The sequence below is a fragment of the Holdemanella hominis genome, from assembly GCF_014306155.1.
Taxonomy (GTDB): domain Bacteria; phylum Bacillota_I; class Bacilli_A; order Erysipelotrichales; family Erysipelotrichaceae; genus Holdemanella; species Holdemanella hominis.
In genome coordinates this window covers 89,854-113,149 of record NZ_JACRWH010000003.1, presented here as the reverse complement: position 1 = coordinate 113,149, position 23,296 = coordinate 89,854, and the positions used below count along the sequence as shown (strand labels likewise).

The window sequence follows — 23,296 nt, the reverse complement described above, 5'->3', positions numbered from 1 at the left end:
AAAACGGTGATAAAATGAATAGAAGTGCAGGAATCTTATGTCCTGTTTTCTCTATCCCTGCAAATCAAGGGATTGGTGATTTAGGGCAAAAAACAATTCGAATGATAGATATTATTGCGGATGCAGGGTATACCATATGGCAAATCTTGCCTTTGCAGATGACAGGCCCCACTCATTCTCCATATCAGACATATTCTAGTTTTGCGGGAGATCCTATCTATATTAACTTGGATCGTTTGTGTGAAATGGGGTTGTTGACGCAAAGCTCAATTGTGAATTGTAATAAGTTTAAAGACTTTGTTGAATATGACAAGATTCGTGAATTCAAGGAATCTTATTTTCAAAAGGCCTTTAAAGTTTTTAAAAAGGAATTTGATTCATTTAAAGAAGATTTTGAAGCATTTAAGCGTGATGCATTTTGGCTAGAGGAATGGTCTGCCTACTCTTTATTTAAGAGTTTTTATAATGGGGCTCCATGGTTTGAGTGGGAAGATGAATATAAGAACTGGCCAGAAAATCGTGATATTGATTTGGATGATTATAAAGATGAGATTTTTTATATTGAGTTTTTACAGTTTGTTTTTTATAAACAATTGGATGAAATTCAAATGTATGCGCACGCAAGAAATCTTAAAATCATGGGAGATATGCCATTCTATGTAGATTTAGATAGTGCGGATGTATGGTGCAACCGTAAAGCTTTCTTATTGGATGAAGAAGGAAAACCAGAATATATTGCGGGTTGTCCACCAGATTATTTTAGTGAAACTGGACAACGTTGGGGAATGCCAATTTATGATTTTGATGCGCAGGAAAAAAATGGATATCTTTTCTGGTGTAATCGTATGAGTTGGATGAATCGTTGTTATGACATGGTGAGAATCGATCATTTTAGAGCGTTTGATACATATTGGAATATACCAGCGTCTTGTCCAACAGCTATTGCAGGAAAATGGATCTTAGGTCCAGCTCATAAATTGATGGATGCGATTTTAAAGGCATGTCCAGATATTGTTTTAGTGGCTGAAGACTTAGGCCTGATTCGTCCAGAAGTGATTGAACTTGAAGACGATTATGGTATACCGGGCATGGATGTTTTATTGTTTAGAATGGAAGCTAAACAATTAAAGAAAAAGGCAAAGAAAAACTCTGTATTATATACAGGAACACATGATAATGCGACATGTAATGAAGATTATTATACGTATGATTCAAATAAGCGTATTAGTTTGCGTCGTTTCTTTAAAAATCAGGGATATTCAAGTCGTTCTTTTAATGAGATGCTTTGTCAATATGCCTTAGATACAGATGCAGATACAGTAATTCTTCCTATTTGGGATGTTTGTGGATATAAAGAAGAGGCACGAATCAATACACCAGGAACAGTATCAAACAAAAACTGGACTTGGAAGTTAAAAGATTTTAAGACATTTCCAGATAAGGTAATGAAGACAAAAGAATGGATCAAAAAGTCAAATCGTTAATTTAAAAACTGAGTTTGGAGCAGAAACATTATATTTTTGCTCCTTTTAAATCGCGAAAAAATCAATGTCGTACAATTAGACACAATAAAGATTTTTTTAAATTTAGTGTCGAATACAGATTCAATTAAAAATGAAAGGGCTTAACAGTAATTGAAAGCGGATATCAAAAGTGTCGATTTTACTTAAAATTTACAGAATAGTGTCTTTTTTATTTGGAACTACAGACTAGAAATTGATTTCTTAATAAAATGATATCGTCAACAGGCGATATTCGTTAGGAGGTGTAAAATGAATCAGTTAACGTCAAAACAACAGATTTATAACTATCTTCAAAAAATGTCGCAACATTTTCAATTAGATCGTTTTTCAAATTTCACAACAATAACAATTAGTAAAGAATTAAGTATTTCGCGTTCTTTAACTTCTCAATATTTAAATGAGTTAGTAAAAGATGATTTGGTTGTGAAAATCAGTTCAAGACCTGTTTATTATTTGTCGAAAAATGCTTTAGAACAAATTTATCATGTTGTTCTAAAACAAAATGAATATATTTCAATTCATGAATTAATGCAGGAATTAAAATATAATTCTCCAGATTTGAAGGATTTCCAAAAATCAGTCGGGTATGATGGTAGCTTGAGTTATCCGATTTCTCAGATAAAATCTGCATTATTATATCCAGATGGACTTCCAATTATTCTATATGGAGAGCGTGGAACAGGAAAGATGTACTTGGTAAGCTGCATGAAAGAGTTTTGCCAGAATCATTTGAATGAAAAAGGTCATATTGTTTTAGATGTAAAAAAGGTTTCTTTACATGAAGAGCGAACAGCTCAAATGGAAGATCTGTTTGGATATGAACATAATGGTGAAGTAAAGAAGGGAATCTTGGAAAATTCAGATGGGAAAATGTTGTGTATACAAGATGCACAATATTTGTCGGATCAAGCTCAAGAAAAAATTGCAGACTTTCTTCGTTATGGATACTTTTGTCGAGAGGGCAATGAATATGTTCGTGTTCAATCAAAAGTAAGGCTTGTTCTTTGTATTGAAAATGAACCCAGAATTTCATTAAATGAAAATTTGTTAATCAATGTACCAGTGATCTGTCATATTCCTAGTTTACAAGAACGTAGTGAAGATGAGCGTACACGGTTAGTTGTTCATTTTTTCCAAGAGGAACAAGAGCGGTTAAAAAGAAAAATATTAATTTCAGAGAAGTTGTGTAATTTCTTAGTAAATCACCAATTTCAAGGAAACATAAGTGATCTTCAAAAATCTATCAAGGCTATTTGTGCCAATGCGTTTAGTGAAACCACTCATGAAGAGGAAATGGAAGTAAGAATTTATCACTTACCGACACATCTTCTTGAACAGATGAGTGTGGATAAATATGAAAAAGAAGAAGCTACATTTGTGCGTATCGATTCATTTGAAAAACATGAATTAGGTGAAAAGATGATTCAAATGTGGGAACAGCTTTTGAATGCATATGTGGATTTGAAAAACAAAGTAAATTCACAAGCTAGATTTTTAGAGATTGGTCAAGATGCAGTCCGTCATTATTATGATGTTTTAGTGTTTGAACAGTCATATCACGATGCTCGTATTGATGCGATGAATAGTTTAGTGATGGATGTATTGAATATAGTGAAAAATGCGAAAAACATCATTCTTCCAGTAAATTGTGCGTATGTATTAACGCGTATGATTATTTCAACAGGTAGAAATACTTCTTTATTGAATCAATGGGAATCGAATTATTCAAAAGATATTCAAGAATGTTTACAAACAATGTCAGACATGATGATGAATGAGTCGATTATTGCAGATCAGATTATTAAGCAAATAAAAACAGCTACGAATGTTAGTTTGTCAAATATGAATAAGATTTTCTTGATGCTGAATATTCGTATGTACAATAAAGAACTTCAAGGTCAAGATACCATGGGAATTATTTTGAGTCATGGATATTCAACGGCTTCTTCCATTGCGGATGCAGCAAACTCATTGTTGAATCATTATATTTTTGAAGCAATCGACATGCCACTAGATACGCCAGTGGAAGAAATTACTAAAAAATTAAATGAATATATCAACAATAACATGCATTTAAAGAACATCATCTTATTAGTGGATATGGGATCTTTAGAAGAGATTGGAGATGTAATTAGTGACACGATGAATGTGGGTGTAATCAATAATATCTCTACTTCTTTAGCATTAAATGTTGGGATGAAAATGATTCAGCATCATGATTTAGAAACAATTCTAAGTGAGTCATGTGGAGAAAATCAGTGTCACTATAAAATATTATCTGTCGCAAAAAGAGAGAAGGCGATTGCCATCACAAATGATGTTAGTGTTTCAGTAAGTGAAAAATTATCGCATTTGTTGCAGAATAGTCTTCCTAAAAAGGTGGATATTAAGTTTATAGAATATGACTATGATTGTTTACAGAAAAATAAACATGAGGATCCTTTGTTTGAAAAATATGATGTGGTTTTAATGGTAAAACCATTGAGTTTGAAATTAAAAGGGGTTCGAAGTGTTTCTTTAGAAGATATTATGAATTTTAAAGATATTGATATATTAAATTCAATCTTTAAACCATATTTAGATGAGGATGAAATTGAAGAGTTTAATCAAAATTTATTAAAGAATTTCTCAATTCAATCTGTCATGGAAAATCTAACAATTTTAAATCCACAAAAATTATTGGATTTTGTTAGTGAATCCGTACAAAACTTACAGTTGGTTATGCAGAAAAAATTTCAAAGTCGTACAATCATTGGAATTTATATCCATATTTGTTTCCTTGTTGAGCGTTTGGTAACAAAGACAGCAATTGAAATATATGAGAATTTAGATGATTTTGCGAGTAACCATAGTGATTTTATTGAGCAGGTGAATCAAAGTTTTGATTCCATGTTGAAAAATTATCATGTAAAGATGCCAATTTCTGAAATTGCATACTTATATGAATATATAGCGGATGATGAAGATGAAAGAAAGGTAGCAAGCGATGATGAATTTTAAAGATAAATTATGTGGAATGAACAGTCATTATAGATTTTATTCTTTTGAACGTTTTTTTCAGGAAATGAATCGTTTAGGTATTAAAAATGTAGAGATTTGGACGGGTCCTATGCATTTCTATGTGGACTACAATAAAAATCAGAGTGTAGAACAGCTTAAGGAATACGCAAAAAAATATGATGTAAAAATCATTGGTATTTGTCCAGAACAAACAAATCCAAAGCCAAACAATGTGGCAAGTCCAACACGTCAAGAAGATGTATATGCATATTATTGTCGAATGGTGGATATCGCAAAAGAAGTCAATGCCCAACATATATTAATCACAACAGGCTGGGCTTATTATGATGAATCAAAAGAAGATGCATGGAATCGTTCGGTTGAAATGATGCGTAAGGTTTGTGATTATGCAAAGGCAAATGATATTTTGGTGGCAATCGAAGCTTTACAACCAGATGAATCTGTTCTTGTGAATAGTGTAGAACAATTAAAGGCATATCTGGATGCGGTAAATCATCCACAGTTAAAGGTATGTATTGATTTTGGTGCAATGGCACGAGTCAATAATACAATTCAAGATTATTTTGATGCATTTGGAAAAGATGTGATCCATACACACTTTGTGGATGGAAAGCCAACAGGTCATTTGGCATGGTCGGATGGAACAAGAGATCTAAAACAAGATCTTCTTGATTTAGAGGCCAATGGGTACCATGGATATCTGTCACTGGAAACAGCGACTTCTAGATATTATGAAAAGCCATGGGTTGCAGAACAGACAACTTTAAAAGCTTTCGAAAAATTAGGAAAGGAGGTTTAGTAATGAGACACTTTATTTTGGCAAGTCATGGAACATTCTCACGTGGCATTTACAACTCTGTTCAAATTATTTTGGGAGAACAGCCAAATACGCATATAATTACAGCTTATGTTGAAGAAGGACAAGATGTAAATGATTTGATTGAAGAATCACTAAAAGATATTCCAGATACAGATCCTGTTATTGTATGTACAGATGTATTTGGTGGTAGCGTAAATAATGAATGGATGAAGCGTTTAAGTCGTCCAAATACACATTTAATTACAGGTATGAATCTTGGATTATTGATGAATGTGTTTATGCGTCAAGATGATGATATTGAAAACATGATTCGTCAAAGTGTACAAGAAGCCAAAGATGGCTTGATTTATTGTAACGATCTTCTTTCAAACGACAATGAAGAAGAATTTTAGGAGGAAGAAATATGATTAAGTTATGTCGTGTAGACCATCGACTACTACATGGTCAGGTAGCATTCTCTTGGACAAATGCAGTACAAGCAGACTGTATTTTGGTTGCGAGTGATGAAGTAGTGAATGATGAAATGTGGAAAACAACTTTGAAATTAGGTAAACCAGCAGGTGTTAAGTTGGTTATCAAAGACATTGAAAATTCTGTAAAAGCATTAAACAGCGGTGTTACAGATAAGTACAAGTTACTAATCGTAGTTCAAACAATTCATGATGCATATCGATTAGTACAAGAAGTTCCAGCCATTAAGAGTATTAACTTAGGTGGAGCAAAAAAACAAGACGGATATCGGCAAATTAGCAAAGCTATATTTGTAGGCCCTCAAGATGAAGAGGATATAAAAGCAATGTTGGATAAGGGTGTTGAAGTAGAAATCCGACAATTGGCCAGCGAAAGTAGCGTGCCGGTACAAAGCGTTCTTTAACAAACATAGCAAGGAGGAGAGCAGAATATGTTGTTACAAGCAATCTTGATTGGTTTGGTTGCAGCACTTGGTGTTTTAGGGGATCAAATGGGTTCTCTTTATATCAACCGTCCAATCATCTTAGCTCCATTAGTAGGGCTAATAGTTGGTAATTTGGAGCAATCCATCGTAATTGGTGCAAGCCTAGAATTATTCTTTATGGGGGCAGTTAGTGTTGGTGCCTATATACCGCCTGATACAATCGTTGGTGGTGTTTTGGCTACAGCATTTGCTTTATCGACTGGTAGAGGAATTGAAACAGCTGTAACTTTGGCAATGCCTATCGCATTAGTTTCTCAAGCAATTGGTAACTTATGTAATGTATTTAACTCAATCATCTTACGTTGGACAGATGATTATGCAGCAAAAGGAAATTATAATGGTGTAGTATTTACGCACTGGTTAATTGGTATGATCACAGTCGTACGTCGTTTCTTGTTGGTATTATTTGCTTACTATTTAGGAGGCGATGCAGTTGGTAATTTGATCAATGCAATTCCAGAATTCGTTACTAATGGTATGGCGGCAGCTGCTGGATTATTACCTGCACTAGGTTTTGCGATGTTGATGCGTATGACAATTAATAAACAAAATATTCCTTATTACTTCTTAGGATTTATTCTAGCTGCTTATATGGGTGTTCCAGTATTAGGTGTAGCAATGATTGGTGTTATCTTAGTATTGGTTAAATTTAACTTCTTAGATAAACAAGCAGCTACAGAAGCAGAAGCTGTACAGGGGGTGTCTGACGATGATGACTTCTAAAATTACAAAAAAAGATATTACAAATTTAGCATTTAACCAAGGTTCTTTAGGAATGGAATTCTCATGGAACTATGAACGTCAGATGCACATTGCCTTTGCGATGATGATGAATCACAACTTGAAAAAGATTTATGAAGGTGATGAAGAAGGATATCGTGATGCATTAGTAAGACACGTTGAATTCTTTAATGTCACTCCACAATTGGCTCCATTTATTGGTGGTGTAGTTACTTCAATGGAAGAAATGAAGGCTAGAGGAGAAGTTGATGGAGAAGCGATTGCTAGTATCAAAACTGCATTAATGGGTCCTTTATCAGGTATTGGTGACTCAATCTTTGTTGGATGTTTACGTGTTATCGCTGTTGGTATCGGTATTTCTTTAGCACAAGCTGGAAATATCATGGGACCAATCTTATATTTCTTACTTTATAATATTCCATGCTTCATCGTACGTTACTTTGGTGCTCACTTTGGATACAATTTAGGTTTCAATTACTTACAAAAGATGCAAGAAAATGGAATGATGGACAAATTATTATCTGCTGCAAGTATCCTTGGAGTTATGGTAGTTGGTTGTATGTCTAAAGATATGGTTTGGACAACATTAAATGTTGAATTATCTAGAATTGGTGACGAAGTTACAACACTACAATCAATTTTAGACGGAATTATGCCAGGATTAATTGGTTTAGGTGGTACTTGGTTGTATTACTTCTTGTTGAAAAAGAAAGTCAATCCAGTAATTTTAATTTTTGGAACAATGATCATTGGTGTAATCGGTGCTTATTTTGGCGTATTAGCAGGTTAATTCATTAGATGAGGAGGAACAATAAAATGATTAAATTTAATGAACAAGAAAAAATTGATAGCGTGAATGGAGCGTTGGCTCTTCGCCCTCAAATCAACGAATTCGTGGATGAAATTTGTGAACGTGGATATTCAAATATCTGCTGGTTAGGTGTTGGTGGTACATGGGCAAGTGCTATGCAGGCGACTGTACACATGAAAGAAATGTCAGCTATTGAAACTTGGGCAGAAAATGCTGCAGAATACTTAACTACAGGAAACAAACGTATTACTAAAGATACAGTTGTTATTATCTCTTCTGTAACTGGAAATACAAAAGAAGTAGTTGATGCAATCAAAAAAATCAAAACAGAAGTTGGAGCTACAGTTATTGCATTCGTAGATGCTAAAGAAGCTATCTTATTAGACTTAGCAGACTACAAGATCTCTTATCCAATTAACGAACAATTAAAATTCTTCATGGTTGCTGACCGTTTCATGTTCAACAATGGTGAATTCGAAGACTACGAAGATATGTACGCAGAATTCGACAAATACTTAGCACAAGCTTTAGTAGAAGTTGAAAAGAAAGCTGAACCATTCGCAATTGAATTCGCTAAAAAACACTGGAATGATGAAATGCACTATTTCGTAGGTGCTGGTAACCAATGGGGAGCTACTTACTCATACGCAATGTGCTACTGGGAAGAACAATTATGGTTAAAAACTAAATCAATCACATCTAATGAATTCTTCCACGGTATGTTCGAAATCGTAACTAAAGAAACTCCAGTTACAATTTATATTGGTGAAGATGCTCAACGTCCATTATCTGAACGTGTTGCTAACTTCATTCCAAGAATTTGTGCAAACTACACAATTATCGATTCTAAAGATTACGAATTAAAGGGTATTAGCGAAAAATATCGTAAACACTTGTCTCACCATGTAATGCACGCAGTAAACAACAGAATTGATGTTCACATGGAAATCGAAACTCGTCACCCAATGGAAATTCGTCGTTACTACAGAAGATTAGAATACTAAGATCTAATTAGGATGTTTTACCTGGCTTTTGATGGGAAACATCCTTTTTTTCTTTGGCTTGTCCTGTTAAAATAAGGAAGAGGTGGAAAATGATGAAAAAACTATTAACGATTCTATGTTCGTTGGTTCTATGTATATCTTTATTTGGGTGTCAAAAAGAGACGAAGAAGTATATCGCCAAAATTGAAGTGGAGGACTATGGAACAATCACACTGAAATTAGATGGTAAAACAGCTCCAATTACGGTACAGAACTTTGTAGATTTAGCTGAATCAGGGTTCTATGATGGATTGACATTCCATCGTATCATGAAAGGTTTTATGATTCAGGGAGGAGACCCCAATGCGAATGGTACAGGTGGATCGGATAAGACAATCAAGGGAGAATTTAAGGATAATGGTGTAAAGAATAATATCAAACATAAACGTGGTGTTATTTCTATGGCTAGAAGTTCAGACTATGATTCGGCAAGTTCACAATTCTTTATTATGCAAGAAGACAATGATTCATTAGATGGACAATATGCAGCTTTTGGACATGTTACTAAAGGAATGAAGATCGTAGATCAAATTTGTGAGGATGCAGATCCCATGGATGATAATGGTACAATTGCCGAAAGTAAGCAGCCTGTCATAAAAACAATTAAGGTATCTGAAATTAACGACTAGAGAAATCTAGTTGTTTTTTTTTGTTTGATATTTATTGTTAGTCATTATAAACTCAATTTATTTAGACTAACTGAGGTGAATTATGATCAATAAAAAATTATTGTTTTCGGTAAAAGAAAGTATTCCGTATATTCAAAAGAATGTGTTATATCAATGGATAAGATTAATTTGTAACGTATGTTCTACGGCATGTTTATGCTTGATTATCGCAAAACATAGAAATATATTATGTATTGGAATCATTTTTATATGTTTAATACTTCGCTATATTGTAAATCAAAAGGCAATTGAGATGTCGTATTTATCGAGTCATATTGTCAAGGAAACGCTTCGCTCTCGTTTATATAAGAAGCTGTCTAAAATTGGAATTGAGTATACAAATAAGTGGAGTACAGCAGAAATTGTACAATTATCAAGTGAAGGTATTGAACAATTAGAAACCTATTTTGCGAATTATATTCCGCAATTCTTTTATTCTTTAATTGCACCAATAACTTTATTTATCATTATTTCATTTATGAATTTTAAAGCCGCTTTGGTTCTACTGGTTTGTGTTCCACTGATTCCTATGCGTCAGTTAGGGTCATATTTTCATATTGCGAGGAATGGTATGGCGGCAAGTGATAAGTTGTTTGCGATATTAGAAAAGGAAATAGAGGAGAAACAAAATGTAAAATTAGATTCATATTCAATTTCTGCTCACAATCTACACTTTGGATATACCGATAAGGAAGTTTTACAGGGTATACACTTTAAAGCATTTAAAGAAATGATTGGTTTTGTAGGTGAGAGTGGTAAGAGTACAATTGTCTCTTTATTGATGGGGACAATATTCGAATTATAGGGGTGAACTGAAGCTATCAAATTATGAAATCAAGGATATTAATATCTATCCATATATGGCTTTGGTTTCTTTAGAAAGCTATTTGTTTAGTGGAACGCTTAAAGACAATTTGTCGGTGGCTAAAGATGCCTCTGAAAAAGAAATGAATAGCGTATTAGAAAAGGTGGGTATCCTTGATTTTGTACATGAACAAGGCGGACTTAATATGCACATTGAAAAGCGTCCTTTTATGGAAACAAAGACATTTTGTTCGCAATGTAAGGTACATTGTTACAAGAAGGATAAAAGAGAACAGATTCGTAAGGTCATGCGTTTTTCTGGTCCTAGAATGTTGGTGTATCATCCTATCATGGCGATTCGTCATTTGTACTACCAAATTACAGACAAATAGAAAAAATATGCATAAAAGTAAAAAATATTCTTTAAAAATATGCAAAAATGATATAATGCCTAGTGTTTAGAGGGTTTTAGAATGAGAGAAAATATTGAAAAGTATATTGAGTTAATTATAGGAAGTATTTTACTTTCGTTAGGAATTTATTTATTTGTGACACCTAATGGAATCAATTTTGGTGGTGCCATTGGTATTGCACAGATTATTGAGTATTTTATTGTGAAGATGATTCCAAGTCTTGGGCATATGAATTTGGTGGGAATCATTAACTTTATGATTAATATTCCTTTGTTTGTGATGGGATTTAAGATTATGAACAAAGAGTTTTGTATCAAGACGGTCATTAGTTTGGTGGTGCAAACCATTACTCTATCTATTTTGCCAAAGCAATCTTTTGTGATTATGCCAGATATGCTTTCAAATTGTATTTTTGGAGCCTTAATGTGTGGTATTGGAGTTGGACTTGCTTTACAGAGTAGTGGATGTTGCGGTGGTATGGATATTGCCGGTGTATGTTTATCTAAGACAAAACCAGGCTTTTCGGTAGGTAAGCTTTCAATTATTATCAACTCAATTTTATTTACAATTTGTGCCTTTATTTTTGATTTGCAGACATCACTTTACTCCATTATCTTTGTGGCAATTCTTTACTTTATTAGTGATCGCATCCATTATCAGAATATCAACATGACTGTATTGATTTTCACAAAGAAAGAGAATATGAAAAATGTGATCATGGAAAGAACCGGCCGTGGAGTAACGTATTGGATGGGGAAAGGTGCGTATACAGATACAGACCAATATATTTTATTTTGTGCTGTCAATAAGTATGAGATTCGTAACTTCAAAAAAATTATCAATGAAATTGATCCAAAGGCTTTTGTGACAATTAGCGAGGATCAAGAAATTGATGGTGGATTTGAAAAGAGATTATGATGTAGTAAAAACTACCTACAAACTTTGCAAGAGTTGGTGTGGGTAGTTTTTTTGTTTTCCAAAGAAATCATAGGAACGATTATTTCGTTCCTATGATTTCTTTGGCAATCTTTTTACCTTCCATTACAGCACTACCAATTGTTTTTGGCCCAGTGAAGGCATCTCCAATAATGAATACATTATCTAATGTAGAGGCGTGTGTATTGGTTGTTTTTAAATCGTCATTTAATGGAGTGAAGTCTACTTTTTGACCAATAGCCATCGCAACTAGATCGCAATCCATTGTGAATAATGAATCTTTTACTTCGTGGCAGCTTGCTCTTCCAGATTCATCCATTTCTCCAAGTTCCATTTTCGCAACTTGAACACCACAAACATTTCCGTTTTCATCCTTTAAAATGTCTTTAATGTTGTTTAAGAAGGCAATCTTAACACCTTCTTTTTCACAGGCTTTGATTTCTGCAGGACTTGCAGGCATTTCCTGTAAAGATCTACGATATACGATTGTGACATCATCAATGATACGAACTAATGATCTTGCGCAATCCATCGCAACATTTCCACCACCCCAAACAATGGCCTTTTTATATTTTTTGAAGTCTTCTTGTTTGTGATTGATATTTAAATCGTAAAGTAATGTTAAGCCGGCAACGACGCCATTACCTGTTTCAAAACCAAAAGTATTTTCAATTTGGGCACCAATTGCTACAACTACATAATCATAGTTTGTTTGTAATTCCTTAAACATAGTTTGATCCACAAAAGTATTAAAATGGAATTTAACACCGGCTTCAATCAATCCGTTATAGGCTTTTTCTAAGAATGTTTTGGGCATACGATATTCAGGAATACCTGTATAAATGGCTCCACCAATTTCAGCTTCCTTATCAAAAATATCAATCTGGTATTCATTTTCTGTTTTAACTAATTCTTGAGCTAATGTATAGCCAGCAGGACCGGCTCCAATAATGGCAATCTTTCTTGTCATAATTAAATTCCTCCATCTTTTTCGCCACTTAATTATATCATAAACTATTTCCTTAGGTACGAAAGAGCTCGTTTGTTTACGTTTTTTACGGCAATCTCAAGTTCACGAGCTGAAATTCTTTTTGCGTCATTGGCCAAAATCGCATTTTGAATCAAGCCATCACTTGTCGCAACTGATAATTCATATTTCTTTTTTAAGTCGTGTACAGCCTTTTCAATATAGCTGTCTGCTGTTTGATTGTATCTAGTATAAATAATGTCTAGATTTCCTTGATTAAAATGTGAACCTGTATTGTTTTTAACGCGATATCCATCAAATACTAAGATGACTTTGATCCGCTTATATCCTTGATAATTCGAGATTCGATTGATCAATTCATCACGAGCAGATTCAATGTTTACTTTGGCAATATCTTTTAAATCTTGCCAGTCATAAATCATATTGTAACCGTCAATCATTAAACATTCTGGCTTTTTATCTTCGACATGAATCTGATTTAAATTCATATCAACCTTCGCTTTTTTCTTGATTGGCTTTTCAGCTTTCTTGTTGTTTCCACCAAGTGAATTAAATACTTTCTTTAATTCTTCTTCACGAACAGTATGTTTTACATAAGAAGCATAGGAAGTTGTGTTGGCTTCTTTAATTTGGATGTGCATATGCTCCTTGACTTCATCCCAAGGCACAAAATAACCTGCTCCATGTTCGCAGAATACAGATCCGGTTGGATTGTTTAAATCGGCTTCACTATCATAATTTGTTTCTTCAATGATCTTTTCTTGATTAAAACACTCATGATAGTCTTCTAATTCACAAATAAATTGGCCTTTTCCTTTTGTGTATGCGATGACATCTTTTTGATAGTCCATCAACTCACGAACGGGTCCCGTTCCTTTTATGTGAACAAGATTGTTGATGTCTTCTTCAATTTTAAATGAGCAATGCTTGTTTTCTAAATCAAACAAGGCTTTTGAAACATATTGATTTTCAACGACTAATTCAAAACTATAATAAGGTTCTAATAATACAGATTCTGCTTCTTTTAAACCTTGTCTTATAGCACGATAGGTTGCTTGCCGAAAATCCCCACCTTCTGTATGTTTTAAATGCGCTTTACCGGCCACTAAAGTGATTTTTATGTCGGTAATTGGCGATCCAGTTAATACGCCTTTGTGTTGTTTCTCTTTTAAATGCGTTAAAATCAGATTTTGCCAGTTTAAAGCTAAATCGTCATTGGAACAGTTTGATTCAAACACAAGTCCTTTACCTCTAGGTAATGGTTCAAGTTTTAAGTGTACTTCGGCATAGTGTCTTAAAGGTTCAAAGTGCCCTACACCAATCACACTATTTTGAATGGTTTCTTTAAATAAAACTTTACCCGTTGTAAAACCAACTTTAACTTTAGATCTTTTCTCAATTTCTTTTTGAAGAATTTCCATTTGAATTGATCCCATTAGCCTTAAGAAAATTTGTTTCGTCTGCTCATCATATTCAATTTGTAGCTGCGGATCTTCTTGAGCAAGTACACTGCAGTAGCGCATCATAGTGAGTGCATCTACACCTTCGGGAAGTAGGAGTTGGTAATTCATATAGGCATTTAAGAGTGGTTTTGTCGTGTCAGATTCAAAGCCTAGCCCTTGACCTACTTCATACTTGTTCAATCCTTTTAGTGCACAAATCATTCCTGGATAAGCGGTTTGTACCATTTCAAATTGTTTTCCGTTATACAAACGAATTTGATCTACCTTTTCATCTGTACCAACTTTATCTTTGGCATTTAAAACACCACCCGTAATCTTTACGTGGGTTAAACGATTGTCTTGGTCATCATTTGAAATCTTGTATACACGAGCACCAAAATCTTCAGGGTAATCTTGGATAAAAGATAAATCGATGATCGCATCCATTAAATCTTCGATGCCTTGGATTTTTAAGGCAGAGCCAAAGAATACGGGGAAGCATTCTCTTTTAAAAATGGCTTGTTGAAGAAGTGATGAATCGATTTCTTCGGTTTCTAGATAGTGATTCATGATATCTTCATTCAACATGGACAGTTCATCTTCAGCATCTTTTGATTTAAAATTGATACAGTTGGATGAAAAATGCACTTTAAGATCATTCATAAGCTCTTTTTGTGTCTTATAGCTAATATCCATTTTATTAATAAAGATCAGCGTAGGAATCTTATAGTGTTTTAAGCATTTCCAAATGGTAGAAGTGTGAGATTGAATACCGTCTTGTCCGTTGATTAAAAGAATGGCTAAATCTAATACTTGAAGACTTCTTTCCATTTCACTTGAAAAATCGACGTGGCCGGGTGTGTCAATCAAATAGATTTCACTATCTTTCCAATGAAAGTGAGCTTCTTTTGAATAAATGGTAATGCCTCTTTCTCTTTCTTGATTATCATAATCCAAATAGGCATCTTGATGGTCGACACGTCCTAATTTTCGGATTGTTTTTGATGTATAAAGCATACTTTCGATACAAGTAGTTTTACCTGCATCGACATGCGCTAATATTCCAGTTACTATTCGTTTCATAAATATCATTTTATCATGTTGACGCAAATGATAAAATAGAGATAGGTTTTTTCGGAGGAAAAATATGAAAGTCTTAATGTTGAATGGTAGTCCACATGCGAGTGGAGTGAATGATTTGGCTTTGCGTGAAATGGAAGTTGTATTTAAAGAAAATGGTGTAGGAACCGAAATTGTACAAGTTGGAAACTTAGCTGTTCGTGGTTGCTTAGCTTGTGGTGCTTGTACGAAACTTGGCAAGTGTGTATATGATGATATTGTCAATGAATTGTTACCTAAATTTGAAGAAGCGGATGGATTGGTCGTTTCAAGTCCTGTATATTATGCCAGCGCGAATGCAACATTGATTGCAGTATTAGATCGTTTGTTCTATATTTCGCGTTTTGATAAGACAATGAAGGTGGGGGCTAGTGTTGTTTCTTGTCGTCGTGGCGGAGCGAGTGCTACTTTTGATGAATTAAATAAGTATTTTACAATCAGTGGTATGCCTGTTGTTTCGAGTCAATATTGGAATTCAATTCATGGAAATACTGCGCAAGAAGCCAATCAGGATGAAGAGGGTAAACAAACAATGCGTGCTTTAGCTCGTAATATGACGTTCTTGATGAAAAGTATTGCCTTAGGTAAAGAAGCGTATGGTTTGCCTGAAAAGGAAATTAGAAAGGGTACGAATTTTATTCGTTAAAAGGTGATCACATGGTGAATTTAAGACATCCAGATAATATATTTTATGATCGCGAAGGCGATTTATTCATAATCACAACGGATTTAGATGGTCGTCAGGAAGTGGTTTGTAAGACCAATCTTGAATGTGTGAGTGATGTTTTGGCAAGATTATTAGATATCAATTTTAAAAAGGTTCTAGACAGTGATGATCATTTACGTATGTTTGGTGATTTAGAACAATTTGCGTGTGTATATGCACTGAAACTAATGACATATAAGACGGTAAAGGGACTTTATTTAGAGTTTCCTACTTTAGCCAAGTATCAAGGTGCAGCTCTAATCAGTGCCAATACAATCATTGATAATCGTAATGATGGCTACAACAATAAGTATCACTTAATGTTGGTGAATGTTATCTATACATCTATGATTCATGCGACTGTTAAGTATGCAGGTTCAAGTCAGGAGGCTGCACACATGAAAGAAGTGTTTGAAACGGTTTTACCAGATGATAAGGGTCTGATTGAAACGTTGAATGATTTCTATGATGGTGCTATCAATGAAGCGGATTTAACGGATATTATTAAGAATATTCAAAACGAAAATACGACAAAAGCTTAAAAAAATCGTTTTCATCGACCGATTTTCGATTTTCGGTCGAGTACAAATGTAAAAAACATCTCTATGTTTAACGTGGAGGTGTTTTTTTATGAAACAAATTGTGCAATTTATTGAAGATAATAATATTTCAGAGGAAGTAGTTGCCAAAGCAGCCCATATGTCTTTGCGTAATTTTAGAAGGCAAATTCATTCTGAGGATCGCACGCAAACGCGTATTGTACTTATTCTTGCAGACTATAATCATCAATCTATTGATTCGATTTTCTTTGATCAAATGTATAATCAGCCCGTTAATTTAGAAGGCTTAACATGGAATCAGGTTCAAGATATTATGAAATTGATTCATCCTGAACTATTTACAGATATTAAAAGAAGTTCGAAATTTAAGGATTTTGAATACAATTTAAAAAATGATATGGGTGATCGTATGCGTTTTATACGAGAAGTTGTTTTTTCGCTTTCACAAACTCAATTTGGCAAATATATGGAAGTAACGAGAAACACTGCTAAGTATTGGGATGAGGGACAGATCAATGTGGATAAGATCTTAAAAATATCGCAAAGAACAAACATCAGTATGGACTTTATGATTCGTGATAATTATCCGTTGACTTTACAGACACAAGGTATGAGTGAGGCTTTATATTTGGCAGTTATGACAAATTGTGTATTGTATCGTTTGAGAAATATGAAGCAGTAAAATAACTTTAACTTTAGAGCAAAAAAATGCTCTTTTTTTCTTGCATAATTGATGGTTTCCTATATAATAGACTTGTTCTTTTAATGAAACAAAAAGTTTAGTATAAAAAACAAACAGGGGGTGATTGAATGAAAATAGGCAAAAAACTAAAAGAGCTTCGAACCCAGAATGGGTTGACTTTGGAAGAACTTGCGAATCGTAGTGAATTAACGAAAGGCTTTTTATCGCAGTTAGAGCGCGACTTAACAAGTCCAAACATTTCTGCATTGGAGAATATATTGGAAGCTTTAGGTACCAATTTGGCAGATTTCTTTCAATCAAGCAAGGAAGAGCAGATTGTTTTCCATACGCAAGATTTTTTTGTGAATGAGCAAGATGATTTGGTTACGGAATATATTATTCCTAATGCCCAGAAGAATCAGATGGAACCTCTTTTATTGACTTTAAAACCGGGCGCAAAGTCACAGGAAGTCAAGGCTCATGAGGGAGAAGAATTTGGCTATATTTTAAAGGGCAGTGTTGTTTTAGTTGTTGGTAATAAAAGGTTAAAAGTTAAATCAAAAGAAACCTTCTATATTACAGGTAAGGAAGGGCATTATTTAGAAAACGTATCGAGTGCGGATGCCAAAGTATTATGGGTATCTACACCGCCTGTATTTTAATTGACAAGGAGAGAACATACATGGAACAGGAAAAGAATAAATTAATTCAATTTCGCCACATCGTAAAAGAATTTGATGGTCAAGTTGTGTTAAAGGGTATTGATTTAGATATATATGAAAATGAGTTTGTCACATTATTAGGTCCTAGTGGTTGTGGAAAAACAACTTTATTACGTATTTTAGGTGGCTTTTTAGAACCTAGCGAAGGACAAGTCATCTTGAATGGAGAAGATATTTGTGAAGTGCCAGCCTATAAGCGTGAGTTGAATACGGTTTTCCAAAAATATGCACTATTCCCTCATATGAATGTGTATGACAATATTGCGTTTGGATTGAAAATTAAAAAGATGAGTAAGGACGTTATTGATCAAAAGGTCATGAAAATGTTGAAGTTGATTGGTCTTGAAGGATTTGAAAATAAAGATGTTACTTTACTATCTGGTGGTCAGCAGCAGCGTGTTGCGATTGCGCGTGCATTAGTTAATGAGCCAAGCGTATTATTGTTGGATGAACCTTTGAGTGCGTTGGATTTAAAGCTTCGTAAAGAAATGCAGTATGAATTAAAGAAGATTCAACAAGAAGTAGGAATCACATTTATCTTCGTTACGCACGATCAGGAAGAAGCACTAACAATGTCAGACAAGATTGTTATCATGAAGGATGGCGAGATTCAGCAGGTTGGTAGTCCAGAAGACATTTATAATGAACCAGTCAATCAATATGTTGCAAAGTTCATTGGGGAAAGTAATATTATTCCAGCACGTATGGTTTGCGATAAGAAAGTGCGTTTTGATGATATTACATTTGATTGTGTCGATGTTGGATATAAAGAAAATGAACCGGTGGATGTCGTAATTCGCCCAGAAGATATTGATATTGTGGATGTGAAAGATGGCAAGATGACTGGTGAAGTTGAGAGTGTATTATTTAAGGGTGTTCACTATGAAATTATGGTGGAAACAGTTCCTGGTACGCATGTTACGGTAAATATGCACGTAAACAAGAACTATGCGATCACAAGTGAAGATGGAAAAGAAAAGATTTCTGCCAACGACTTCTATCTAGACTTAGAAGATATGAAGGATATTGATGATAAAGAAATCATTGCGCGTGCCGATGCACAGGCTTGGAATCCTGAAACAGATGAGTTTATTTCAATTCATGATATTGATACAGATTTAAAACAGGAAGTAGGAGAATATACTGTTACTTTCTCAACAAACAATAAAACTTCAATTACGCGTAAGATTTGGGTTGTGGACCAAAGGGTTGTTGAAAACAAGAAGGCTAATGAAGCCGTTTCTGCGTTTAACTTCTTTAAAACAGTGGATGAAATCAAGGAGTCCATGGCTATTGATACAGACTTGAAGACTTGGGCAAATGCACAGGGTTGGAAGTTGGATGACGAAAACGAAACAGTAGATCTAGATGTAGATTATGATTTTGATCCTGAAACAATCAAGGAAGGAATTTATAAGGTTACTTTCTGGACGACGGGTCGTGAATTTAAGATTCATACAACGGATTATGTAGAGGAAGGAAAAGAAGTCGGACTTACTTTCTTTGCGGAAGATATTCATGTTATGGAGAAAATGGGATTCTAGAAAATGAAAAAATTTCAACAATTAGCAATCCCTTATATTGTGTGGGCTTGCATCATGTTGTTGCTTCCGATGTTGCTGATTGCGTTTTATTCAATCATTCAGCAAGGCAACAGTATTGTGCACTTTAAGCTTACATTAGATAACTATGTTCGTTTCTTTACAGACAAAGATTTCTTGTTGATTTTATGGCGTTCTTTATGGATTGCCATTAAGACAACCATTATTTGTTTGTTGATTGGATATCCAATCGCATACTTTATTTCTAAGAATAGTCCTAAAGTTCAACAAATCTTAGTTCTTGCGATTACTCTTCCTACATGGATCAATATGCTTGTAAGAACATACGCATGGATTGGTATTTTATCAAGTGATGGAATTATTAGTAGCTTTTTAGGCTTGTTTGGAATTCATACAGAACTTTTATATACAGAGGCTGCTGTATTGATTGGTATGGTGTATAACTTCTTGCCATTTATGATTCTGCAGATCAACACGGCTTTAACGAAGATGGATAAATCTTTATTAGAGGCGGCTCAGGATTTGGGGGCCAATAAATTCCAAACGTTTTGGAAGGTTATTTTCCCACTTTCATTACCGGGCGTAGTTTCAGGTATCACATTAGTGTTCTTGCCAGCTGTAAGTTCATTCTTCATTCCTAAATTATTGGGTGGAGGACAATTCTTCTTGATTGGTAACGTCATTGAAAACCAATTCATTACTGTGGGAGAATGGAACTTTGGTTCAGCTATCTCAATGATCATGGCTATGATCATGATGCTTCTAATGATGCTTGTAAGGAAATTGGAAGAGCGTAATAAGGAGGAAAAATAGGCATGTCGAAAGATAAGAGAGTATTAGGTAAAGTAGGCATGGCTTTATTATTGGTGTTCTTTTATGCACCAATATTATTCATGATTATTTTTTCCTTTAATAGTTCAAAATCATTAACACACTTTACAGGGTTCTCGTTACGTTGGTATGAGGCTATGCTTAAAAATCACAGTATGATGGAATCTTTGTATATCACAATTATTATTGCCTTATTGGCAACCATTATTTCTACGATCATCGGTACGATTACGGCGATTGGTTTATCAAAGTCAAAGAAAGTATTGCGTGCTTTTGTCAGTCAGGTCAATGATTTTCCAATCATGAACCCTGAAATTGTTACTGCCATTGGATTGATGCTTCTATTTATTACTTTCCAAATTGAAAAGGGATTTGTGACATTATTATTAGCACATATTGCTTTCTGTATTCCATATGTTATTTTGAGTATTATGCCTAAGATCAAATCATTAGATCCAAACTTGGCCGATGCTGCAATGGATTTAGGGGCTACGCCTTGGCAAGCTTTGGTGAAAGTTATTGTGCCACAAATTATGCCGGGTATTGTTTCAGGTGCTTTGATTGCGTTCACAATGTCTTTTGATGATTTCGTTATTTCATATTTTGTAACGGGTCAAGGTGTAAAGAACTTGAGTATTATGGTGTATACAATGTCTAAGCGTATTAATCCAAGTGTAAATGCGATTAGTACATTGGTTGTCTTGTTGATCACAATCACTCTAACAATTGTGAATGTCTTGCCAATGATTCGTAAAAAGACAAGTCCTTCAAAACAAAATAAACCTTGGAAATGGGCTGTTGCGGGTGTCGTGGTAGTTGGTTTAGTGGCCTCTTTATTTGGCTTGAATAAATCAGCTGGTAGTCAGCCTTATGCAGGACAAACTTTACATGTATATAACTGGGGTGAATATACAGGTGAAAATATCATTTCAGGTTTTGAAGAGTTAACGGGAGCTAAGGTTATCATGGATAACTTTGATTCAAACGAGCAGATGTATATTAAGGTTGCCAATGGCGATGCGTATGATGTATTAGTTCCAAGTGATTATATGATTCAAAGAATGATGCAGGAAAAAATGCTTCAAAAATTAGAGCCAGAAACTCGCAAAGAATGTTTAGGTGAATTGGTGGATGCGATCAAAGGTCTTCCGTATGATCCAAAGAATGAATATTCAATTCCTTATTTCTGGGGTACTGTTGGTATCGTATACGATAAGAGAAAAGTATCTGAAGAAGATTTGGAAAAAGATGGATGGGATATTTTCTTAGATCAGAAATTTAAGGGAGATATCTATCTATATGATTCTGAAAGAGATTCATTCATGATGGCATTAAAAGCTCTTGGATATTCAATGAATACGACAAGTCAAGATGAATTGAATGCAGCATATAACTGGTTGATTCAATGTGTTCAGACAATGGATCCAGAAATTGTAACAGATGAAATTATTGATAATATGGCACAGGCAAGAAAGGCTTTAGGAGTTATTTATTCTGGAGATGCGGCTTATGTCATGTCTGAAAATGAAAATATGGGATTCTATATGCCAAAGAGTGGAACAAACTTATGGTCAGATGCGATGGTTATTCCTAAGAATGCGAAGAATCCTAAGCTTGCGAATGAGTTTATTCGTTATATTACTAGCTATGATGCAGCTATGGATAATTCGAGTTATGTTGGATATACTTCACCAAATAAAGAAGTTATGGAAGAACTTGGTGGTAAAGGCGGAGATTATGATGGTATCAACGCATATACACCTCGTGCTGGTTACGATAAGGATGAAGTATTCCAATATGATGAAACTACACGTAAGATCATTGCGGATTTGTGGTCTAGAGTAAAAGTTTCGGCAAGTAACGCACATTAGTCGAAGAAAATTTCTTCGACTTTTTTTCATTATTATTATAGAATGAATGCATGAATCCGATTATTTTTATTTTATTATGCTTTGCTGCTTTAGGCTTATTTGACAAGATGTTTAAGAATCGACTTGGACTAGCCACTTCTTTTGATCGAGGCATTATAACGATGGGCGATTTTATGATGAGCGTAGGAGGCTTTTATTGTATTGCGATTGCGTTCTTAAATGGTCATGCCACTTTATTTGAAAATAAAGAAATGATTATTTCAAGTTTGTTGGCGCCAGATCTTGGTGGATATTCCATTATAGAGTCTATGACACATGCAGATAATATCTTGATTTTCTGTGGTGTATTATTAACGTCCACTTTAGGATGCTTAATTAGTTTTCAATTGCCAATCTTTTTAAATGAACTGGATACAGATGATTTGAATCACTATTTAAAAGGAGTTGTGTATGGTATTTTAGGTTTATTACCTATTCTTATTGGTTGTGGCTTTTTATTGCATATTGATCATTTTTTGATTGTGTTTTTACCCGTAATTCTTATTTGTGCTATTTTGATTGGTTTATTTTTTATTTCATTTCAAACATTAATTGTAGTATTAACCGTTTTTTCTAAATTAGTACAAATGCTTGGGTATATTTTCTTTTTTCTAGTTTGTCTAACCTTCTTTTTCAATTTGAACTTCACAAATGCGACATTAATCAATGAAGCACTACGCATTGTATTTCAAATGAGTATTATTGTATGTGGTTCTTTAGTGTTTTGTGAAATTGTATTAAGAAAGTTTTCAAATCAGATTGAAAGAGTAGGTCAAATACTAAATATTGATAAATACTCAGTGATGGGAATTATCTTATCTTTTGGAACAAGTATTGCGATGCTTCCTTTATTTAGTAAGATGAATAAGAAGGGCAAGATTATAAATGCTGCCTTTTCTTTGAGTGGAGCTTTTGTGTTTGGTGGACAACTCGGTTTTATTGCCTCAGTCAATCCTGCAAGTGTGACTTGGTTTGTGGTTGTGAAACTGGTAGCCGGAATATTAGGTTTAGTTATAGCGAATGTAATGGAGGAATGATT

General features: G+C 34.2%; 22 protein-coding genes. 20 read left to right on the top strand and 2 right to left on the bottom strand.

Features of this window, described 5'->3' with window-relative positions; all coding sequences use genetic code 11:
- Positions 1-14: 14 nt before the first annotated feature.
- From malQ to H8911_RS01905, 12 genes are all read left to right on the top strand, one after another.
- On the top strand, positions 15-1,484 hold the full coding sequence (gene malQ / locus H8911_RS01960) for a 4-alpha-glucanotransferase (protein ID WP_186998540.1): 1,470 nt from the start codon (positions 15-17) through the stop codon (positions 1,482-1,484).
- A gap of 288 nt (positions 1,485-1,772) precedes the next feature.
- Positions 1,773-4,523: a PRD domain-containing protein gene (locus H8911_RS01955; RefSeq protein WP_186998539.1), complete on the top strand. Its 2,751-nt coding sequence runs from the start codon at positions 1,773-1,775 to the stop codon at positions 4,521-4,523.
- Entirely contained in the window at positions 4,510-5,343 is an 834-nt protein-coding gene (locus tag H8911_RS01950) for a sugar phosphate isomerase/epimerase family protein (RefSeq protein ID WP_255466250.1), read from the top strand. The genes H8911_RS01955 and H8911_RS01950 overlap by 14 nt, the downstream gene beginning before the upstream one ends.
- A 2-nt stretch (positions 5,344-5,345) precedes the next feature.
- The gene (locus tag H8911_RS01945) at positions 5,346-5,756 is read left to right on the top strand and encodes a PTS sugar transporter subunit IIA (protein ID WP_118012643.1); all 411 of its coding nucleotides are present in this window, start codon (positions 5,346-5,348) and stop codon (positions 5,754-5,756) included.
- 11 nt (positions 5,757-5,767) lie between these two features.
- Positions 5,768-6,238: a PTS sugar transporter subunit IIB gene (locus tag H8911_RS01940; RefSeq protein WP_118012641.1), complete on the top strand. Its 471-nt coding sequence runs from the start codon at positions 5,768-5,770 to the stop codon at positions 6,236-6,238.
- Between the two features lie 27 nt (positions 6,239-6,265).
- Entirely contained in the window at positions 6,266-7,042 is a 777-nt protein-coding gene (locus H8911_RS01935; RefSeq protein WP_423786819.1) for a PTS mannose/fructose/sorbose/N-acetylgalactosamine transporter subunit IIC, read from the top strand.
- Positions 7,029-7,850 (top strand): PTS system mannose/fructose/sorbose family transporter subunit IID, encoded by an 822-nt coding sequence (locus tag H8911_RS01930; RefSeq protein ID WP_118012639.1) that lies wholly within the window; start codon positions 7,029-7,031, stop codon positions 7,848-7,850. Before H8911_RS01935 ends, H8911_RS01930 begins: the two co-directional genes overlap by 14 nt.
- Positions 7,851-7,876: 26 nt before the next feature.
- Positions 7,877-8,875: an SIS domain-containing protein gene (locus H8911_RS01925; RefSeq protein ID WP_186998538.1), complete on the top strand. Its 999-nt coding sequence runs from the start codon at positions 7,877-7,879 to the stop codon at positions 8,873-8,875.
- 92 nt (positions 8,876-8,967) lie between these two features.
- Positions 8,968-9,543 carry a peptidylprolyl isomerase gene (locus H8911_RS01920; RefSeq protein ID WP_186998547.1) on the top strand — a complete coding sequence of 192 codons (576 nt, stop codon included), beginning with the start codon at positions 8,968-8,970 and terminating at the stop codon, positions 9,541-9,543.
- 82 nt (positions 9,544-9,625) lie between these two features.
- Complete coding sequence (locus tag H8911_RS01915) at positions 9,626-10,387, top strand: ABC transporter transmembrane domain-containing protein (protein WP_186998537.1); 762 nt, start codon at positions 9,626-9,628, stop codon at positions 10,385-10,387.
- A gap of 55 nt (positions 10,388-10,442) precedes the next feature.
- A complete protein-coding gene (locus H8911_RS01910) occupies positions 10,443-10,778 on the top strand; it encodes a nitrous oxide-stimulated promoter family protein (RefSeq protein WP_255466249.1) in 336 nt (111 codons plus the stop codon).
- Between the two features lie 81 nt (positions 10,779-10,859).
- A complete protein-coding gene (locus tag H8911_RS01905; protein ID WP_186998536.1) occupies positions 10,860-11,717 on the top strand; it encodes a YitT family protein in 858 nt (285 codons plus the stop codon).
- 79 nt (positions 11,718-11,796) lie between these two features.
- Here H8911_RS01905 and H8911_RS01900 read toward each other — a convergent pair whose 3' ends face one another.
- Entirely contained in the window at positions 11,797-12,705 is a 909-nt protein-coding gene (locus tag H8911_RS01900) for an FAD-dependent oxidoreductase (RefSeq protein WP_186998535.1), read from the bottom strand.
- Between the two features lie 44 nt (positions 12,706-12,749).
- Complete coding sequence (locus H8911_RS01895) at positions 12,750-15,248, bottom strand: translation factor GTPase family protein (RefSeq protein WP_186998534.1); 2,499 nt, start codon at positions 15,246-15,248, stop codon at positions 12,750-12,752.
- Between the two features lie 64 nt (positions 15,249-15,312).
- Between H8911_RS01895 and H8911_RS01890 the strand changes: the two genes are divergently transcribed.
- The 8 genes from H8911_RS01890 (at position 15,313) to eutH (ending at position 23,294) form a co-directional block, all read left to right on the top strand.
- Entirely contained in the window at positions 15,313-15,930 is a 618-nt protein-coding gene (locus H8911_RS01890; protein ID WP_186998533.1) for a flavodoxin family protein, read from the top strand.
- 11 nt (positions 15,931-15,941) lie between these two features.
- The gene (locus tag H8911_RS01885) at positions 15,942-16,532 is read left to right on the top strand and encodes a hypothetical protein (protein WP_186998532.1); all 591 of its coding nucleotides are present in this window, start codon (positions 15,942-15,944) and stop codon (positions 16,530-16,532) included.
- Between the two features lie 88 nt (positions 16,533-16,620).
- Positions 16,621-17,232, top strand: coding sequence for a hypothetical protein (locus tag H8911_RS01880; RefSeq protein WP_186998531.1), 612 nt, complete (start codon positions 16,621-16,623; stop codon positions 17,230-17,232).
- A 128-nt stretch (positions 17,233-17,360) separates the two neighbouring features.
- Positions 17,361-17,894, top strand: coding sequence for a cupin domain-containing protein (locus H8911_RS01875; RefSeq protein WP_117925105.1), 534 nt, complete (start codon positions 17,361-17,363; stop codon positions 17,892-17,894).
- A 20-nt stretch (positions 17,895-17,914) separates the two neighbouring features.
- Entirely contained in the window at positions 17,915-19,498 is a 1,584-nt protein-coding gene (locus H8911_RS01870) for an ABC transporter ATP-binding protein (RefSeq protein WP_117571399.1), read from the top strand.
- Positions 19,499-19,501: 3 nt separating this feature from the next.
- Complete coding sequence (locus H8911_RS01865) at positions 19,502-20,329, top strand: ABC transporter permease (protein ID WP_117925107.1); 828 nt, start codon at positions 19,502-19,504, stop codon at positions 20,327-20,329.
- A gap of 2 nt (positions 20,330-20,331) precedes the next feature.
- Positions 20,332-22,218, top strand: coding sequence for an extracellular solute-binding protein (locus tag H8911_RS01860; RefSeq protein WP_186998530.1), 1,887 nt, complete (start codon positions 20,332-20,334; stop codon positions 22,216-22,218).
- A 50-nt stretch (positions 22,219-22,268) separates the two neighbouring features.
- Positions 22,269-23,294 carry an ethanolamine utilization protein EutH gene (gene eutH, locus H8911_RS01855; RefSeq protein WP_117925111.1) on the top strand — a complete coding sequence of 342 codons (1,026 nt, stop codon included), beginning with the start codon at positions 22,269-22,271 and terminating at the stop codon, positions 23,292-23,294.
- Positions 23,295-23,296: the final 2 nt, after the last annotated feature.

Excerpts from the sequence above, each read along its gene's own strand:
- malQ (WP_186998540.1), top strand. The coding sequence starts at position 15 with ATGAATAGAAGTGCAGGAATCTTATGTCCTGTTTTCTCTATCCCTGCA.
- H8911_RS01955 (WP_186998539.1), top strand. The coding sequence starts at position 1,773 with ATGAATCAGTTAACGTCAAAACAACAGATTTATAACTATCTTCAAAAA.
- H8911_RS01950 (WP_255466250.1), top strand. The coding sequence starts at position 4,510 with ATGATGAATTTTAAAGATAAATTATGTGGAATGAACAGTCATTATAGA.
- H8911_RS01945 (WP_118012643.1), top strand. The coding sequence starts at position 5,346 with ATGAGACACTTTATTTTGGCAAGTCATGGAACATTCTCACGTGGCATT.
- H8911_RS01940 (WP_118012641.1), top strand. The coding sequence starts at position 5,768 with ATGATTAAGTTATGTCGTGTAGACCATCGACTACTACATGGTCAGGTA.
- H8911_RS01935 (WP_423786819.1), top strand. The coding sequence starts at position 6,266 with ATGTTGTTACAAGCAATCTTGATTGGTTTGGTTGCAGCACTTGGTGTT.
- H8911_RS01930 (WP_118012639.1), top strand. The coding sequence starts at position 7,029 with ATGATGACTTCTAAAATTACAAAAAAAGATATTACAAATTTAGCATTT.
- H8911_RS01925 (WP_186998538.1), top strand. The coding sequence starts at position 7,877 with ATGATTAAATTTAATGAACAAGAAAAAATTGATAGCGTGAATGGAGCG.
- H8911_RS01920 (WP_186998547.1), top strand. The coding sequence starts at position 8,968 with ATGAAAAAACTATTAACGATTCTATGTTCGTTGGTTCTATGTATATCT.
- H8911_RS01915 (WP_186998537.1), top strand. The coding sequence starts at position 9,626 with ATGATCAATAAAAAATTATTGTTTTCGGTAAAAGAAAGTATTCCGTAT.
- H8911_RS01910 (WP_255466249.1), top strand. The coding sequence starts at position 10,443 with ATGGCTTTGGTTTCTTTAGAAAGCTATTTGTTTAGTGGAACGCTTAAA.
- H8911_RS01905 (WP_186998536.1), top strand. The coding sequence starts at position 10,860 with ATGAGAGAAAATATTGAAAAGTATATTGAGTTAATTATAGGAAGTATT.
- H8911_RS01900 (WP_186998535.1), bottom strand. The coding sequence starts at position 12,705 with ATGACAAGAAAGATTGCCATTATTGGAGCCGGTCCTGCTGGCTATACA.
- H8911_RS01895 (WP_186998534.1), bottom strand. The coding sequence starts at position 15,248 with ATGAAACGAATAGTAACTGGAATATTAGCGCATGTCGATGCAGGTAAA.
- H8911_RS01890 (WP_186998533.1), top strand. The coding sequence starts at position 15,313 with ATGAAAGTCTTAATGTTGAATGGTAGTCCACATGCGAGTGGAGTGAAT.
- H8911_RS01885 (WP_186998532.1), top strand. The coding sequence starts at position 15,942 with ATGGTGAATTTAAGACATCCAGATAATATATTTTATGATCGCGAAGGC.
- H8911_RS01880 (WP_186998531.1), top strand. The coding sequence starts at position 16,621 with ATGAAACAAATTGTGCAATTTATTGAAGATAATAATATTTCAGAGGAA.
- H8911_RS01875 (WP_117925105.1), top strand. The coding sequence starts at position 17,361 with ATGAAAATAGGCAAAAAACTAAAAGAGCTTCGAACCCAGAATGGGTTG.
- H8911_RS01870 (WP_117571399.1), top strand. The coding sequence starts at position 17,915 with ATGGAACAGGAAAAGAATAAATTAATTCAATTTCGCCACATCGTAAAA.
- H8911_RS01865 (WP_117925107.1), top strand. The coding sequence starts at position 19,502 with ATGAAAAAATTTCAACAATTAGCAATCCCTTATATTGTGTGGGCTTGC.
- H8911_RS01860 (WP_186998530.1), top strand. The coding sequence starts at position 20,332 with ATGTCGAAAGATAAGAGAGTATTAGGTAAAGTAGGCATGGCTTTATTA.
- eutH (WP_117925111.1), top strand. The coding sequence starts at position 22,269 with ATGAATCCGATTATTTTTATTTTATTATGCTTTGCTGCTTTAGGCTTA.